Here is a 16,947-nt window from a genome sequence, read left to right on the forward strand (position 1 = left end):
ATTGTTTTTTATTTATATTTTTAATTAATAAGAACCTGAATAACCTTTCATGATTCCGCGTGATGAGTTTCTTATAAAATCTAATATTTCGTCTCGTTCTGGAGATGCAGCCATTTCGGCTTCAATGATTCCAACCGCTTGAGAAGTATTGTAATTTTTTTGATATAAAATTCTATAAATATCTTGAATTTCTCTAATTTTTTCAGAAGTAAAACCTCTTCTTCTTAAACCAACTGAGTTGATTCCAACATAAGATAAAGGCTCCTTTGCAGCTTTAGTGTATGGAGGAACATCTTTTCTAACCAATGAACCACCAGAAATCATGGCATGATCACCAATATGAATAAATTGATGTATTGCAGCCAATCCACCTATTATGGCATAATTACCAACGATAACGTGACCTGCCAAAGCAACTCCATTAACAATAATTGCATTATCACCAATATGACAATCGTGAGCAATGTGAGCTGTTGCCATAATCAAACAATTTTTTCCAATTTTAGTTTGACCTGAAGCTACAGTACCTCTATTAATTGTAACACATTCTCTTACAGTAGTATTATCTCCAATTATTGCAAGTGATTCTTCACCTCCAAATTTTAAATCTTGTGGAACTGCTGAAATAACCGAGCCAGGAAAAATATTGCAATTTTTGCCAATTCTTGCTCCTTCCATTATGGTAACATTAGAACCAATCCAAGTTCCTTCTCCTATTTCAACATTATTGTGAATAGTTGTGAAAGGATCAATTACAACATTTCTTGCAATTTTTGCTCCTGGATGTACGTATGCTAGTGGTTGATTCATACTTTATATTTTTATTGCTTTTTAGCTATTTGTGCCATTAATTCAGCTTCTGCAACTAACTTTCCATTAGCATAAGCATTGGCTTGCATGTGACAAATTCCTCTTCTAATTGGTGAAATTAAGTCACATTTGAATAATAAGGTATCTCCAGGCAACACTTTATGCTTGAATTTTACATTATCAATTTTCATGAAATAAGTAAGGTAATTTTCTGGATCTGGAACAGTACTCAAAACTAATATTCCTCCTGATTGAGCCATAGCCTCCACAATTAAAACTCCTGGCATAACTGGAGCATCTGGAAAATGTCCAACAAAGAAGTTTTCATTCATTGTAACATTTTTCATACCTACCACATGTGTTTCTGACATTTCAATAATCCTATCGATTAATAAAAATGGTGGTCTGTGAGGTAAAATATTCATAATTTGATGAATATCCATCAATGGTGGTAAATTCAAATCATAACATGGAACATGATTTTTTTGCTCAATCTTAATGATTTTTGATAATTTCTTAGCAAACTGAGTATTAACAAAATGCCCTGGTTTGTTAGCTATAACTTTACCTTTAATTCTAATTCCGACTAAAGCCAAATCACCTACAACATCTAATAGTTTATGGCGTGCAGCTTCGTTTGGATAATGCAACGTTAAGTTATCAAGAATTCCATTTTCTTTTACAGAAATAGAATCTTTTCCGAATGCTTTTTTAAGGTTCTCCATTGTATTTGCAGAAATCTCTTTATCTACATATACAATAGCATTATTTAAGTCACCACCTTTAATTAAACCATTATCCAATAAACTTTCTAACTCGTGAAGAAAACTAAAAGTTCTACAATTGGCAATTTCAGTTTTAAATTCAGAAAGATTTTTCATTGTAGCATTTTGAGTACCAAGAACTTTGGTTCCAAAATCAACCATTGCTGTTACTTGATAATCATCACTTGGCATTACAAGTATTTCGCTTCCTGTAGCTTCATCTGCGAAAGAAATAACCTCTTTTACAACATAATATTTACGTTCAGCATCTTGCTCTTCAACACCTACTTTTTCAATTGCTTCTACAAAATACTTTGATGAACCATCCATAATTGGTGGCTCAGAAGCATCTAATTCTATAATTGCATTGTCAACATCACAACCTACAAAAGCAGCTAAAACGTGCTCAGAAGTTTGAATCTTAACGCCCAGTTTTTCTAAGTTTGTACCTCTTTGTGTATTGACTACATAATTAGCATCTGCTTCAATAATTGGACTTCCTTCTAAATCAACTCTTACAAATGTAAAACCGTTGTTTATAGGCGCAGGTTTAAAAGTCATTTTAACTTCTTTTCCTGTGTGTAATCCAACACCTACAAGTGAAATTTCACTTTTGATGGTTTTTTGCTTAACCATAATATTCAATCTAGTTTATGTTTGTTATTTAATTTTCTTTTTTAAATCGTCTATGTCAGAAACAATTTTAGGTAAATTTCTAAAATGCACATACGATTTGCTAAAATCACCATAATTAAAGGCTGGTGTTCCTTGAACTACTTCTCCATCTCCAATACTTTTTCCAATTCCAGATTGAGCTTGTATTCTAACATTATTTCCAATTGTGATGTGTCCAACAATACCAACTTGTCCGCCAATCATACAATTTTTACCAATTTTAGTAGAACCAGCAATACCTGTTTGAGAGGCAATTACAGTATTCTCTCCGATTTCAACATTATGAGCTATTTGGATTTGATTGTCCAACTTCACTCCTTTTCTTATTATTGTTGAACCCATTGTTGCTCTATCAATTGTAGTACACGAACCAACTTCAACATTATCTTCAAGAATTACATTTCCGATTTGTGGAATTTTGCTGTAAGTTCCATCTTCATGTGGAGCAAAACCAAATCCATCAGAACCAACAATAGTTCCAGAATGAATTACACAATTATTTCCAATTTCTGTTTCTGAATAAACTCTAACTCCTGCAAAAAACACACAATTATCACCAATAACTACATTATCGCCAATAAAGGTATTTGGATAAATCTTTACATTATTTCCAATTTTGACATTCTTTCCAACATAACAAAAACTTCCTAAATACAAATCAGTACCATAAGTAACATTTTCAGAAAGCACAGAAGGCTGTTCAATACCGGACTTCATTAACTTTACCTGATTGTAATATTCCAACAATTTAGAAAATGCTTGATAAGCGTCTTCAACTTTAATCAATGTCGTTGAAATAGCTTGCTCTGGTTCAAAAGTTTTATTTACAATTGTAACAGATGCTTCTGTGGAATAGATAAAATTTTGATATTTTGGATTGGACAAAAATGTAAGCGAACCAATAGTTCCCTCCTCTATTTTGGACAATTTGAAAACTTCAGCATTAGGATTACCTATTACTTCACCTTCTAGAATACCTGCAATTTGTTCAGCTGTAAATTTCATTGCTGCAAAAATATTAAATTTTAATGAAATACTATGTATCTAGCAACACTTTTGGAAAACATATAAAATATTTGGTCACTGGTTTTGACAATGCTTTCAAATGCAATTGATCTGAAGCTTCTACAACATCTTCTATTGTTCTGTCTTTTTTTAGAATTCGAATAGGCTCACTTGATTTGCTATAAGCCTGATTTTTAAGTTTTCCTTTGAAAATAAAGTAATCTGCTTCTTTTTCAGAAATTGGATGTAATTTCATGAATTTTTGCTTCAAAACTACCAAATTCTCTTTTTCAGGTTTTTCATCAGACATTTGAATTTTCAATAAATCTCTATTAATTATCATCTTGCACAAAGAACTCAAAACAAAATCATCATTGAATTGCCATGCTTTTATTGCTCCCATTACATCATGATCATCTAACAAAGCAAAAGTCTTAATCGTTTCTTTATCAAATATTTCTAATGAAATTTTATTTTCCATAAAAAACAAAAGTGGTTTGCTACATTCCAATTGAATTCCTTTTTGAGTTAATTCTTTAGCTCTTTTTAAAATTTTCATTAAAATAATTTCGGCAACAACACTTGTTTTATGCAAATAAGCTTGCCAGTACATTAATCGTCTGGCTACTAAAAATTTTTCTACTGAATAGATTCCTTTCTCTTCAATTACTAAAAAATCATCTTGAACATTCATCATCTGAATTAAACGTTCGCTATTGATATTTCCTTCAGCAACGCCACTATAAAAACTATCTCTACGCAAATAATCCATTCTATCCATATCCAACTGACTTGATATCAATTGATACATGAATTTTCTATGATACTCTCCTTTAAATATTTTAATTGCTAATGACAGTTTACCATCAAATTCTTCATTCAATTCATTCATAAAAAGCAATGAAATTTCCTCATGATGTACATCTTCTACAATACTATTTTCCATAGCATGCGAAAAAGGTCCATGACCAATATCGTGCAATAAAATAGCAATTAGCAAAGCATTTTCTTCGTCTTTTGAAATTTCAATACCTTTAAATTGAAGTGTTTGAATGGCTTTTTGCATTATATGCATACACCCCAAAGCATGATGAAAACGAGTATGATGTGCACCTGGATAAACCAAATACGACATTCCCATTTGAGAAATACGTCGCAAACGTTGGAAATAAGAATGCTGAATTAAATCGTAAATTAAGGTATTTGGTATGGTTATAAATCCGTAGATTGGATCATTGAATATCTTGAGTTTATTGGTAGGATTCACAAACGAGCAATTTTATTTTAAACAAATATAAGCTAATTGTTAAAAACAAAAACTATTTTTTTAATGAGAAAACCCATCTAGATAGTAATTTTTCTAAATTTGCTCAAACAATAGTTAATTTTTAGTTTCGATAAATGGAAAATAAAACAAAAATAACCGTAGAATGTACTATCAAAAGTAGCATAGATAAAGTATGGAATTACTGGACGACACCTGAGCAAATAATGTTATGGAATAACGCTTCAGATGATTGGTACTGCCCAAAATCTAGTAATGATTTAAAAGTTGGCGGACGCTTTTTGTATACTATGGCAGCTAAAGATGGAAGTTTTAGTTTTGATTTTGAAGGAACTTACACTGAAGTAATAGAAAACAAATCTATCAAATATGTTTTAGACGATGAAAGAGAAGTCAGCGTCGATTTTATCGCTATTGGAGATATGGTTGAGATTGTAGAGACTTTTGAAGCAGAAACTCAAAACACAGTTGAATTACAACAATTTGGTTGGCAAGCTATTCTTAATAATTTCAAAAAGTTGGTAGAAAACATCTAACTATTCTTTTTCCTTTCTACCACGCAAAATATCTTCTAAAGTACAGCACTTTACAATTTCTTCTTCACCGAAAACTAACATTGGTAAATGGATGTATTCCACTGCCGACAAGTCTTCGTTTAAATAAAATTTCATATCGTCCAAATTGTAAAACCATTCTTTATCAAATTGAACTTTGTGAACAGTGGCATCTTCCAACAACAATTTTTCGGTTAAAGGTTTCAATTTCATTTTAAAGCTTTATTTTTTTGACCACAGATTTGAGAAATTGGAATAATTTTAGAAATTTCTCTGATTTCTTTAATATGCGTTCCTTTTGTTTTTTTGAACACAGATTTAAGAAATTGGAATAATTATAAAAATTTCTTTGATTTCTCTAATTTCTCCAATCTGTGTTCCAAATCTTCAATGCTGTAATTTAATACGCCAACAATTCGTTCAAGGCTTCTTCAAATCTAACTTTAGGCAAATATTGATCTTCCAATGATTTCACAAATGGAATCGGACTTTCTAAACTTCCTACGCGTTTAACTGGTGCGTCAAGGTATTGGAAGGCGTTCTCCATGATGAACGATGAAATATCACTTGAAACTCCACCAAAAATAGTGTCTTCTTGCAAAATAATACATCTTCCTGTTTTCTTAACTGATGCCAAAATCGCTTCGGTATCCATTGGAACCAAGGTTCTTAAATCGATTAAATCAGCTTTGATTTCTGGATTTTTGTTTAAAGTTTCTAAAGCCCAATGCACTCCAGCTCCAAACGAAATTATAGTAACATCAGTTCCTTCTTTAACCAACGACGCTTTTCCAAACGGAATGGTGTAATAATCTTTAGAAACATCTTGATAAACCGAACGATACAATTGTTTGTGCTCAAAGAACATCACCGGATTTGGATCATTAATGGCAGTATTCAAAAGTCCTTTTACGTCATAAGGAAATGCTGGATAAACGACTTTCAAACCTGGTGTTTTGGTAAACCAAGCTTCGTTCGTTTGCGAGTGAAATGGTCCAGCTTGTGTGCCACCACCGCAAGGCATTCTTACTACTACATCCGCTTTTTCGTTCCAACGGTAGTGTTGTTTTGCCAATAAATTCACTATCGGATTGAATCCTGTAGAAACGAAATCGGCAAACTGCATTTCAACAATCGCTTTGTGTCCGTTAATTGATAATCCCATTCCGGCAGAAACTACGGCACTTTCGCAAATAGGCGTATTTCTAACGCGTTCTTTTCCGAACTGTGCTACGAAACCTTCTGTAATTTTGAATGCACCACCATATTCGGCAATGTCTTGTCCCATAATAACCAAATTATCGTGACGTTCCATTGACTGACGCAACGCATGAGAAATAGCATCCACCACACGAATATTTTCTACTTCATCAGAAGGGTTAACTTCCTCAAATTGATACGGTTTATAAACATCATTTAACTCTTCGCTTAAATTTGCAATAATATCTGGTTCGGCTTGTGTAATTGCCCAATGTTCGTCAATTTCATCTTTTATTTTTGCTTTATATTCGGTGTCCAATTCTTCCGAAAGTACGCCTACATTTACCAAATACTCTTTATAATTTGCAATAGGATCTTTAATTGCCCACATGTCCATTAACTCTTGCGGAACATATTTTGTACCACTCGCCTCTTCGTGACCGCGCATTCTAAAGGTTTTGAATTCCAATAAAACTGGTCTCGGATTTACAGCTAAAGACGCTTTCAATTCGGCAATTTTAGTATAAACTTCTAAGATGTTATTTCCATCAATAATATGACTTTCCATTCCGTAACCAATGCCTTTATCAGCAAGGTTTTCGCAACGATATTGCTCGTTAGTTGGTGTTGAAAGTCCATAACCATTGTTTTCAATTACAAATAAAACTGGTAATTCCCAAACAGCAGCAATATTTAATGCTTCGTGAAAATCACCTTCAGAGGTTGCTCCTTCTCCAGTGAAAACTGTGGTTACTTTTCCGTTTTGTTTTAATTTGTTTGCTAATGCGATTCCGTCAGCAACACCTAATTGCGGACCAAGATGCGAGATCATTCCGATGATGTGGAACTCTTGCGTACCAAAGTGAAAACTTCTGTCGCGACCTTTTGTGAATCCGGTTTTCTTGCCTTGCCATTGTGAGAACAAACGGTGCAACGGAATGTCACGACCGGTGAAAACACCCAAATTTCTGTGCATTGGTAAAATGTATTCGTCTTGGTCTAAAGCGGCTGTGATTCCTACCGAAATGGCTTCTTGTCCAATTCCAGAAAACCATTTGGATACTTTTCCTTGACGCAGAAGAATAAGCATTTTTTCTTCTATAAGCCTTGGTTTTAGTAGTCTTTTATATAAATCTAATAATTGAATATTGGATAATTCTTTTCTATCAAAGTTCATGAGATTGTTTATTTACGATTGCAAAAATATAAAAAAAGAACACGTTTGTACTATACTTTTTGCGGAATTGTTTGCGGTTTTTAAAGTTTTTCAAGAATTGCGCAAAATGAAACGTTTTTCTCAGAAAAGAGATTGAAGAAATTAAAATAATTTTAAAAATTCATTGAATTATTTGAAACAATTTTTCTAATTGGATAAAATATTTGTTAATAACTTCCATACCAACAAAATAAAATTTTCATACATTTGTAGATATGATTGGTATTTATCCAATTTTAGTTATTAACAAAAAAGTTTTAGTACAATGCAAAACATTCCTAGTGTTGACTTGCGTGATTTCCTGTCGGATGAACCGACACGTAAACAAAAATTTGTAAATGAAATCGGAAAAGCTTTCGAAGATATTGGCTTCGTGGCGCTAAAAGGTCATTTTTTGGATGACAAATTGGTGGATGAATTGTATGGAGAAATTAGGAATTTCTTCTCTCTTCCCTTAGAAACAAAATACAGCTATGAGATTCCAGGTATTGGAGGTCAGCGTGGTTATGTTTCTTTCGGAAAAGAACATGCAAAAGGTCGCAAAGAAGGCGATTTGAAAGAGTTTTGGCACTTTGGTCAGTACGTAGACAAAGATTCCAAATACGCTGCAGAATATCCTGATAACGTAGAAGTAAAAGAATTACCTCGTTTTAACGAAGTTGGAAAAGTAGCCTATCAAATGCTTGAAAAAACAGGTATTTATGTGTTGCGTGCTTTGGCATTGCACTTGGGTTTGGACGAATTTTATTTTGATAATTACGGTAAAGAAGGCAACTCTATCTTGAGACCGATTCATTATCCGCCAATTACTTCAGAACCTGAGAATGCTATTCGTGCTGCTGCTCACGGTGATATCAATTTGATTACTCTTTTAATGGGTGCGCAAGGTCGCGGTTTGCAAGTTCAAAACCACGATGGCGAATGGATTGATGCTATTGCAGAACCAGACGAATTGGTGATTAATGTGGGCGATATGTTGTCGCGTCACACTAATAATAAATTGAAATCTACGATACATCAAGTGGTGAATCCGCCAAGAGAACTTTGGGGCACATCGCGTTATTCTATTCCGTTTTTCATGCATCCGGTAAGCGATATGCGTTTGGACGTTTTAGAGAATTGTATTGATGCAGATAATCCAAAATTATATGATGATATTTCGGCAGGAGAATTCTTGTATGAACGATTGGTTGATTTGGGATTGATTAAGAAATAAAGGAATGAAATTCAAACTGTATAAATTCCAAATTCCAATTAATTTTGGGGTTTGGATTTTTGGTTTAGGAACGCTGATTGGAGAAATTATATTAATTTAATCTGTGTTCAAAAAAAATAATTAGAAAGGAACGCAGATTGGAGTAATTCGAGAAATCAAAGAAATTTTAAAATCTTTCCTCAAAAATATAAATTAGAATAAATTAAACGCCAAACAGAAAAAAATATGAAAAACTTTCCGCACCAAGAACTAACAAAAGCATTAATCGGAGTTTACTATGATGTATACAACGAATTAGGTTATGGATTTCTAGAAAAAGTTTACCAAAACTCAATGATAATAGAATTAAAATCAAGAGGATTTGAAGTTGAAAGTAAAAAGGAACTAAATGTCTTTTTTAAAAATGAAATAGTTGGTGAATATTTTCCAGATTTAATAGTTAATAATTCAGTGATTATTGAATTAAAATGTGTTGAATATTTTGTAGAAGCTCACGAATGCCAATTATTAAATTATTTAAAAGCAACCGATTGTGAAGTAGGATTATTGTTGAATTTTGGAAAAGACCCGCAATTCATTAGAAAAATTTTTACTAACGAATTCAAAAAACATAACAGACATTAAATTTTCTTTTAATAAATAAGGAATTAAGAACGCTGATGGAAGAAATTCGAGAAATTTTCTAAATTATTCCAATTTCTTCAATCTGTGTCCAAAAAATAATTAGAAAGGAACGCTGATTGGAGAAATCGAGAAATCTGAGAAATTTTTAAAATTATTCTAATTTCTTCAATCTGTGTCCAAAAAAAATAATTAGAAAGGAACGCTGATTGGAGAAATTCGAGAAATCTGAGAAATTTTCTAAATTATTCCAATTTCTTAAATCTGTGTTCAAAAAAAATATTTAAAATCCGCGTTCAAAAAAATAAAAAATGGACCTACAAGACCAATTAAAAAACCTATTCCCAGACCATGTAGTTTCTAACCAACCAGAAGCTGTTGAGGAAAAAGACCACGAATTATACGTTCAAAAAGAACCAATGATTTGTAAATTTGAAAAACGAAAAGGAAAGCCAACTACTATAATCTCTGGTTATGAAGGCGAAGATGAAGATTTCAAACTATTAGCCAAAGAATTGAAGAATAAACTCGCTGTTGGTGGCACTTTTAAAGATGGCGAAATCATTATTCAAGGCGATTACCGCGATAGGATTATGAAACTTTTGCAGGAGAAAGGATTTAAAACAAAACGTGTTGGAGGATGAAACGAGGTACGAAGCACGAAGTACGAAACACGAAGTACGAGGTACGAGGTACGAGATGTGGAGTAAACTTTTAAACTCTTAAACCTTTAAACTTTTAAACAAAAAAACAAATGATACAATCATCAGAATTAATATTAAACCCAGACGGAAGTGTGTATCACTTAAATCTGAAACCCGAACATATTGCGCACGACATTATTTTTGTTGGTGATCAAAATCGTGTCGAGAAAATTACTAAACATTTTTCAAGCATTGAGTTTTCACAACAAAAACGTGAGTTTAAAACGCAAACTGGAATTTACAAAGGAAAAAGAATTACTGTAATGTCTACTGGAATTGGTCCGGATAACATTGATATTGTGATGAACGAATTGGATGCGTTGGTGAACATCGATTTGGAAACTCGTGAAATTAAAGCAGAATTGACTTCGTTGAACATTATCCGAATCGGAACTTCAGGTTCGTTACAAGAAGATATTCCTTGCGATAGTTTTGTAATGAGTCAATACGGATTGGGATTAGACAACATGCTTCGCTCCTATTTGATTGATGAAATTTCTGAAACCGAAATGGAAGATGCGTTCATCAAACAAACCGATTGGGATATGAAAAAAGGTCGTCCGTACGTAATCAAAGGAAGTGAAATTCTTGAAAAACGTTTTGAAAGTGACAAAATCTACAAAGGATTTACAGGAACGGCTGGCGGATTTTATGGTCCGCAAGGAAGAGTTTTAAGATTAGACATTCAAGATTCAGAATTGAACAGTAAAATGGACAAATTTGAATTCGATGGCATCAAAATGACTAATCTTGAAATGGAAACTGGAGCTATTTATGGTCTAGGAAAATTACTTGGACACCAATGTTTATCATTGAATGCCATTATTGCCAATCGTGCAACAGGAACTTTCAGTGAAGATCCATATAAAGCTGTTGATGAATTGATTGCATATGCTTTAGATAAATTGGCGGAGTAGTTTATGGGGCATTTAATTCAAAAATTATTTTTCGCTTTAGGAGGTTTTGCTCGATGGATTTATTATATGTTTATGAATATTTTTTTTGATAAAAATTACGAAAAAAATATTGGGTATTATCTATTTGAAGCTGAGACCCCAGACAATAGTGGAATGGATTCTAACAAGAAGAATTTTGTGCTTGGAATATTTGTCTTTGTTTTCATTATAATGGCAATTGAGTATTTTGAATAAAAAAAATAAAAAAATGACCTTCAGATACGCTAGACATACCAATAATTTAGAGCAATTAAAATCTTTTTACATTGATGTATTGGGATTGGAATTGCTTGGTGGTTTTGAAAATCATAATGGTTATGATGGTGTTTTTATTGGAAAACAAGAGGAGAATTGGCATTTAGAATTTACACAATCTGATGAAGTTCCGAATCATACTTTTGATGACGATGATCTTTTGGTTTTTTATCCGAATAGTAAATTGGAGTTTGACTTGCTTAAAGAGAAGTTAGAACACCATTCCGTTCAATTTGTGATCTCTAAAAATCCGTATTGGAGCGAAAATGGGATTCAGTTTTTGGATCCTGATGGGTTTGGGATTGTTATATCGCATTTTAACATTACATAAAGTTAAATTATGGAATACTGATTTGAGAAATTTGAGAAATAGAGAAATTTTTTAAATTATTTTAATTTCTTTAATCTGTGTTCATAAAAAATAATAATTGAATATTAGCTAAGTTAAATTATGGAACACTGATTTGAGAAATTTGAGAAATTGGAGAAATTTTTTAAATTATTTTAATTTCTTCAATCTGTGTTCATAAAAAATAATAATTGAATAGTAGCTAAGTTAAATTATGAAACACTGATTTGAGAAATTTGAGAAATTGGAGAAATTTTTTAAATTATTTTAATTTCTTCAATCTGTGTTCATAAAAAATAATATTTGAATAGTAGCTAAGTTAAATTATGGAACACTGATTTGAGAAATTTGAGAAATTGGAGAAATTTTTTAAATTATTTTAATTTCTTCAATCTGTGTTCATAAAAATAAAAACAATGGATTTAATATTAGAAACAGAACGTCTTATTCTTCGTCCGTTAGAATTATCGGATGCTGAAGCCATGTTTGCAATGGATAACAATCCGATTGTGCATAAATATTTATGGCAAACACCAACTCAAACTATTGAAGAAACCATCAAAATAATTGAAATGGTTCAAAAACAATATGTTGACAACAACATTGGTCGTTTTGCAACCATCTTAAAAGAAACTGGCGAATTTATTGGTTGGACAGGAATCAAATACATCAACGATCACGTAGAAAACGGCAATACCAATTTCTATGATTATGGTTATCGATTAGATGAGAAGTTTTGGAATAAAGGTTTTGCAACCGAAGCTTCTATTGCTTGGCTAGATTATGGTTTCAAAGATATGAACATTGATAAAATGAATGCCTATACGCATGCTGAAAATGGCGCATCCAATCATGTTTTGCAAAAAGTAGGCATGAAATTCATTGAAGATTACCCAGACAAAGATGGTGTTATTTGGAAATGGTGGCAATTGGAACGTACGAAATATGAAAATAGAAGTATGAAGTAAAAATGAATTTTGAAGAACTAATAGAAAAAGTAAGGCATATTCCTTATGGAAGAAATTCTAATAGGTATGATTTTTCATTAATCTTAACTGAAAATAAAGGAACTTGTAGCTCAAAACATGCTTTTTTAAAGGATTTTGCAGATAAAAATGACATTGAAAACGTAAAATTATACATTGGAATTTTTAAAATGAACGAAGTAAATACGCCTAAATTAGAAGATTTACTTTCAAAAAATGCTATAGATTACCTTCCAGAGGCGCATTGTTATTTAACGATTAATGGCACTCCGTTAGATGTTACAACTTCGGAATCATTTTACGATAGAATAAAAGAGGAAATCCTAAAAGAAATCGAGATAATTCCTAAACAGGTTAGTGATTTTAAAGTTGACTATCACAAAGTTTTCTTGAAAAAATGGATTGAAGAAACCAATCAAAATTATACCTTTGATGAAATTTGGGACATTAGAGAACAATGTATTCAAAAACTCTCTGAATAGACTCACTACTTACTACTCCAATCTTAATACTACTAAATGAAAACTATAAAAATAGCAGGCGTTCCAGAGCATTTCAATCTTCCTTGGCATTTGTGTATAGAAAATGGCGCGTTTGAAGACGTTGGAATCGATTTACAATGGACTGATGTTCCTGAAGGAACTGGAAAAATGTGCCAAATGCTTCGAGATGGCGAAACGGATATTGCTGTAATTTTATCGGAAGGAATTGTAAAGGACATCAATGCTGGAAATCCTTCTAAAATAGTTCAGGTTTATGTTGAAAGTCCATTGATTTGGGGAATTCATGTCGATGCAAAATCGAAATATGAAACTTTAAGTGATTTAGAACATGGAAAAGTTGCTATTTCACGTTTGGGTTCGGGTTCGCAATTAATGGCGTATGTAAATGCTAATAATCAAGGTTGGAATACCGATAATTTAGAATTTGAAATTGTAAATACCCTTGATGGTGCTGTTGAAAGTTTGTCAAAAGGCACATCTGATTATTTTATGTGGGAAAAATTCATGACCAAACCATTGGTAGACAAAGGCATTTTTAGAAAAGTTGCCGATTGTCCAACGCCTTGGCCATGTTTTGTTATTGCTATTCGTGAAGAAATTTTGAAAAAACATCCAAACACCATTGCGCAAATTCTTGAAATCATAAACATCACAACGCAAGAGTTCAAAGAAATTCCGAGTATTGATAGAACTTTAGCAACAAAATACCATCAAAAAATAGAAGATATTCAAGAATGGTTGCGTTTAACAGAATGGTCCCAAAAGCCATTATCAGAAAATATGTTAAACAAAATTCAAAATCAACTGTTTGACCTCAAAATTATTGAGAAAAAAGGTACTTTTGCAGAACTTGTAAAGGCCATCTAGCTTTTTGCAAATTCTTAAAATGATAGAAAAAACAAAACTTTATTATTTGTACTTAAAAGACAAACTTACGGTAAAAAAACCGTGGGATATGGTAATTATTTTTGTTTTGAATGTACTTATAACCATACCAATTTTTATCATTTTACATCAAAATATTATTGAATTAGAATGGTCTTTGCACATAGATAGAATACTTCTTTTTATTGTTTTGTTAGTTTTAATACAACTTATACTGAGAGCCATGAGAAAAATTACATTAATAAGTATTTTTCTCTATTTAATTGCTTTAATTTATGGGACTCTTTTTGGCGGTTATGGTTTTCAAACTGTTTTTGAAGATTATCAATCAATGCTTTACACAATGAGTTATAATCCTTATCCTCAAGATATTATTATTGATAGATTACTCCCTTTTCCAAATAAATCAAAAGTTACAAATGCAATAGATTATACTAATCCTAAAGTTAGAAATTTTTCCTTAATGGCAGTTAATAAACATTTTAAAGATGCTAAAGGTTACAATGATTATTTAACTATAATTCAATGTTTTTCAGTATTTAAGGAAATAAATAATAATTGGAATTATGTTAGTGATCCAAAAGGCAGAGAATATATTTCTAGTGCAAGTGAATCAGTAAAGTATTTGTCTGGAGATTGTGATGATCATTCAATTTTAATGGCAGCCTGTATTCGTTCTATTGGTGGAATACCAAGACTTATTCACACTGACGGACATATTTATCCAGAAATATTAATTGGAAATAAAGTCGATTTAGAAACCATCAATTATGTAATAAAAAAAGTACTTTTTCCTGAAGAAAGTAAAGGAAAATCATTGCATTATCATATTGATGAGCGTGGCAATATTTGGCTAAATTTAGATTATACAGCTAAATATCCTGGAGGACCATTCATGAATGAAGAAATTTTGAGTGCACTTACTTTAAATTAATTTTTCAAAACACATCAAATAAAATAGTATATTAGCTATTTAAAATCAGAATTCTATGAAAAAAATAATAGGTTTATTCTTGTTAGGAACATTTTTTGTTTCTGCACAAGAAAGTAGTCCTTTTGACCATAAAAAAAATGAATTTCGTGTTGATGTGCTATCAGCTATTGCTTATGGAAAATTGAGTTTTAGTTACGAACGTTTTCTTGGAAAAGATTTTTCTGTTGGAGTGAATACTAATTTTTCTAATAGCCAAAAAATTGAAGACGATTTTAATGATGGTTTTAGAAATAACTTACCCAAATATGAAATCAATCCTTATGTAAGATATGCTTTGTCTAAAAGTAAATCGCGTTATTATTTTGCTGAAATTTTTGCTTCTACCAATGGTGGTGATTTCAAAGAAATAATAAGGGATACCGATTCCAATGGAAATGGATTTTATACTATAAAAAAATCAAAATATACCGATTTTGGACTTGGTGGAAGTTTAGGATATAAAATGTATTTTAAAGAATCTTGGGCATTAGAATTTTTAGTTGGTTTTGGCTCTAACTTGACAAAAAGAGAGCAAAGCCCTAATGTAATATCACGAGTTGGAATTAATTTAGGTTATAGATTTTAAAACAATAGCATTATGAAATCAACGATTCACGAACACCAAAAAAACAATTTTAAAATTGTGAGTAAAACAATTAAAAAAATAGCGCTATTAATTTTATTTGTAACGACATTCAATTCATGTGATACAAATGATGATGATTTTTATAATACAGAATATATTTCTGTTCCAAATTTAGTTTCAATTCAAACTCAAGCTAATTATAATGTTGGTGATTATCTTTATGTAAATTCTTATATCAATCGCCTTTTAGCTGAACCTAATCAAACAAATTTATTAGATATTAGAAAAACGACCAACAATGCGCCTTCATTTGCTTTTAGTTATTTATTAGAAAAAAAAGTTGGAGAAGAATGGATATTAGTTGATGCAAGCTTTCCAAATATTGATTTAAATTTGGGTAAATTTGTAACAGGTGGTTTTTATAATGCCACAGCAGAATTTAATGTTGCCAATGATCGATATGAATTTTTATGTGGAATAAAATTACCTTCTTCAGGTCAATATCGTTTAAGTTTTGGTTACAATAGTTCTTCTACAAGTCAAGTTGAATTACGTTCCAATAGTAGTTCTGAAAGCATATCTCTTACCATTTTTTCTAATGTAAGTAATTTAGATGGTGAGGGTTATTATAACTTTACCGTAAATTAAAATAATAAATTCATCCTAAGTGATGGATTTATTTTACCACTCAATTTCTTTAAAATTTTTACTTTTTAAAAATGAATTTGTTGCACTAAAATGTTTATTTCCAAACCAGAAACCTCTATTTGCACTCAACGGAGATGGATGACCGGTTTCTAAAATCAAATGTTTATATCTATCAATCTTTGCTCCTTTTTTCTTGGCAAACCCACCCCATAAAAGGAAAACAACATTTTCTTTTTCATCAGAAATTTTTTGGATAACTGCATCCGTAAATTCTTCCCAACCTTTTTTCTGGTGACTTCCTGCTTCACTCTCTCTAACTGTTAAGGTTGCGTTTAGCAAAAGTACTCCTTGACTAGCCCATCTTTCAAGATTTCCTGATATTGGAATTGGTAATTTCAAATCTTGTTCAATTTCTTTAAAAATATTGATTAGTGATGGAGGAAAAATTACGCCATCGTTTACAGAAAAACACAATCCGTTGGCTTGACCAAATCCGTGATAAGGATCTTGACCAATAATTACAACTTTTACATCCTCAAAAGGACAATAATCGAAAGCTGAAAATATTAGATTATCATTAGGAAAACATGTGTGAGTTGCATATTCATTTTTAACAAATTCAACTAAATTGACAAAATAGCTCTTATCGAACTCATCTTTCAATTTTTCCTTCCATGACGAGCTAATTTCAATCAACATATCTTAATTTTTTACCAAAAATATAAAAATCTATTGCAATATGCTTGTCAACATTCG

Annotated in this window: 20 protein-coding genes; 13 read left to right on the plus strand and 7 right to left on the minus strand. The window is 31.5% G+C overall.

All coding sequences use genetic code 11. The annotated features are described in order from the left end of the window. Positions 1 to 24: 24 nt before the first annotated feature. The 4 genes from lpxA to ABD771_RS11120 are packed head-to-tail and all read right to left on the minus strand — an operon-like array spanning position 25 to position 4,521. Positions 25 to 810: an acyl-ACP--UDP-N-acetylglucosamine O-acyltransferase gene (gene lpxA, locus ABD771_RS11105; RefSeq protein WP_345094515.1), complete on the minus strand. Its 786-nt coding sequence runs from the start codon at positions 808 to 810 to the stop codon at positions 25 to 27. A gap of 11 nt (positions 811 to 821) precedes the next feature. Next, positions 822 to 2,210, minus strand: coding sequence for a bifunctional UDP-3-O-[3-hydroxymyristoyl] N-acetylglucosamine deacetylase/3-hydroxyacyl-ACP dehydratase (locus ABD771_RS11110; protein ID WP_345094517.1), 1,389 nt, complete (start codon positions 2,208 to 2,210; stop codon positions 822 to 824). Between the two features lie 24 nt (positions 2,211 to 2,234). After that, positions 2,235 to 3,254: a UDP-3-O-(3-hydroxymyristoyl)glucosamine N-acyltransferase gene (lpxD, locus tag ABD771_RS11115; protein WP_345094519.1), complete on the minus strand. Its 1,020-nt coding sequence runs from the start codon at positions 3,252 to 3,254 to the stop codon at positions 2,235 to 2,237. 31 nt (positions 3,255 to 3,285) lie between these two features. Beyond that, positions 3,286 to 4,521 carry an HD domain-containing protein gene (locus tag ABD771_RS11120; protein WP_345094521.1) on the minus strand — a complete coding sequence of 412 codons (1,236 nt, stop codon included), beginning with the start codon at positions 4,519 to 4,521 and terminating at the stop codon, positions 3,286 to 3,288. A 134-nt stretch (positions 4,522 to 4,655) separates the two neighbouring features. On the opposite strand from ABD771_RS11120, the gene ABD771_RS11125 reads away from it, so the two are divergent. Beyond that, positions 4,656 to 5,075: an SRPBCC family protein gene (locus tag ABD771_RS11125; protein ID WP_345094523.1), complete on the plus strand. Its 420-nt coding sequence runs from the start codon at positions 4,656 to 4,658 to the stop codon at positions 5,073 to 5,075. Here the strand turns inward: ABD771_RS11125 and ABD771_RS11130 are convergent, their stop codons facing one another. Together ABD771_RS11130 and ABD771_RS11135 are read right to left on the minus strand one after the other, a co-directional pair. Beyond that, positions 5,076 to 5,306 carry a hypothetical protein gene (locus ABD771_RS11130; RefSeq protein ID WP_345094525.1) on the minus strand — a complete coding sequence of 77 codons (231 nt, stop codon included), beginning with the start codon at positions 5,304 to 5,306 and terminating at the stop codon, positions 5,076 to 5,078. It abuts the gene before it with no gap. A 187-nt stretch (positions 5,307 to 5,493) separates the two neighbouring features. Then, positions 5,494 to 7,470 carry an alpha-ketoacid dehydrogenase subunit alpha/beta gene (locus ABD771_RS11135; protein ID WP_345094526.1) on the minus strand — a complete coding sequence of 659 codons (1,977 nt, stop codon included), beginning with the start codon at positions 7,468 to 7,470 and terminating at the stop codon, positions 5,494 to 5,496. Between the two features lie 304 nt (positions 7,471 to 7,774). Between ABD771_RS11135 and ABD771_RS11140 the strand changes: the two genes are divergently transcribed. From ABD771_RS11140 to ABD771_RS11195, 12 genes are all read left to right on the plus strand, one after another. Then, positions 7,775 to 8,725 (plus strand): isopenicillin N synthase family dioxygenase, encoded by a 951-nt coding sequence (locus tag ABD771_RS11140; RefSeq protein ID WP_345094527.1) that lies wholly within the window; start codon positions 7,775 to 7,777, stop codon positions 8,723 to 8,725. Between the two features lie 225 nt (positions 8,726 to 8,950). After that, a complete protein-coding gene (locus tag ABD771_RS11145) occupies positions 8,951 to 9,349 on the plus strand; it encodes a GxxExxY protein (protein ID WP_345094529.1) in 399 nt (132 codons plus the stop codon). Positions 9,350 to 9,657: 308 nt separating this feature from the next. Beyond that, complete coding sequence (locus ABD771_RS11150) at positions 9,658 to 9,990, plus strand: translation initiation factor (protein ID WP_345094531.1); 333 nt, start codon at positions 9,658 to 9,660, stop codon at positions 9,988 to 9,990. Positions 9,991 to 10,100: 110 nt separating this feature from the next. Continuing rightward, positions 10,101 to 10,967, plus strand: coding sequence for a nucleoside phosphorylase (locus ABD771_RS11155; protein ID WP_345094533.1), 867 nt, complete (start codon positions 10,101 to 10,103; stop codon positions 10,965 to 10,967). 3 nt (positions 10,968 to 10,970) lie between these two features. Continuing rightward, on the plus strand, positions 10,971 to 11,201 hold the full coding sequence (locus tag ABD771_RS11160; protein ID WP_345094535.1) for a hypothetical protein: 231 nt from the start codon (positions 10,971 to 10,973) through the stop codon (positions 11,199 to 11,201). A 13-nt stretch (positions 11,202 to 11,214) separates the two neighbouring features. After that, a complete protein-coding gene (locus ABD771_RS11165) occupies positions 11,215 to 11,592 on the plus strand; it encodes a VOC family protein (protein ID WP_345094537.1) in 378 nt (125 codons plus the stop codon). Between the two features lie 434 nt (positions 11,593 to 12,026). Next, entirely contained in the window at positions 12,027 to 12,578 is a 552-nt protein-coding gene (locus tag ABD771_RS11170; RefSeq protein ID WP_345094539.1) for a GNAT family N-acetyltransferase, read from the plus strand. A 2-nt stretch (positions 12,579 to 12,580) separates the two neighbouring features. Further along, positions 12,581 to 13,078: a hypothetical protein gene (locus ABD771_RS11175; protein ID WP_345094541.1), complete on the plus strand. Its 498-nt coding sequence runs from the start codon at positions 12,581 to 12,583 to the stop codon at positions 13,076 to 13,078. A gap of 36 nt (positions 13,079 to 13,114) precedes the next feature. Further along, positions 13,115 to 13,966, plus strand: coding sequence for a substrate-binding domain-containing protein (locus tag ABD771_RS11180; RefSeq protein WP_345094543.1), 852 nt, complete (start codon positions 13,115 to 13,117; stop codon positions 13,964 to 13,966). A gap of 19 nt (positions 13,967 to 13,985) precedes the next feature. Continuing rightward, positions 13,986 to 14,918 (plus strand): transglutaminase-like domain-containing protein, encoded by a 933-nt coding sequence (locus ABD771_RS11185; RefSeq protein WP_345094545.1) that lies wholly within the window; start codon positions 13,986 to 13,988, stop codon positions 14,916 to 14,918. Positions 14,919 to 14,973: 55 nt separating this feature from the next. Beyond that, positions 14,974 to 15,543 carry a DUF3575 domain-containing protein gene (locus ABD771_RS11190; RefSeq protein WP_345094547.1) on the plus strand — a complete coding sequence of 190 codons (570 nt, stop codon included), beginning with the start codon at positions 14,974 to 14,976 and terminating at the stop codon, positions 15,541 to 15,543. A gap of 12 nt (positions 15,544 to 15,555) precedes the next feature. Next, positions 15,556 to 16,191 carry a hypothetical protein gene (locus ABD771_RS11195; protein WP_345094550.1) on the plus strand — a complete coding sequence of 212 codons (636 nt, stop codon included), beginning with the start codon at positions 15,556 to 15,558 and terminating at the stop codon, positions 16,189 to 16,191. A 33-nt stretch (positions 16,192 to 16,224) separates the two neighbouring features. Here the strand turns inward: ABD771_RS11195 and ABD771_RS11200 are convergent, their stop codons facing one another. After that, positions 16,225 to 16,890, minus strand: coding sequence for a uracil-DNA glycosylase (locus ABD771_RS11200; protein WP_345094552.1), 666 nt, complete (start codon positions 16,888 to 16,890; stop codon positions 16,225 to 16,227). Between the last annotated feature and the right edge of the window lie 57 nt (positions 16,891 to 16,947).

This window comes from Flavobacterium chungnamense (genome assembly GCF_039539165.1).
GTDB lineage: Bacteria > Bacteroidota > Bacteroidia > Flavobacteriales > Flavobacteriaceae > Flavobacterium > Flavobacterium chungnamense.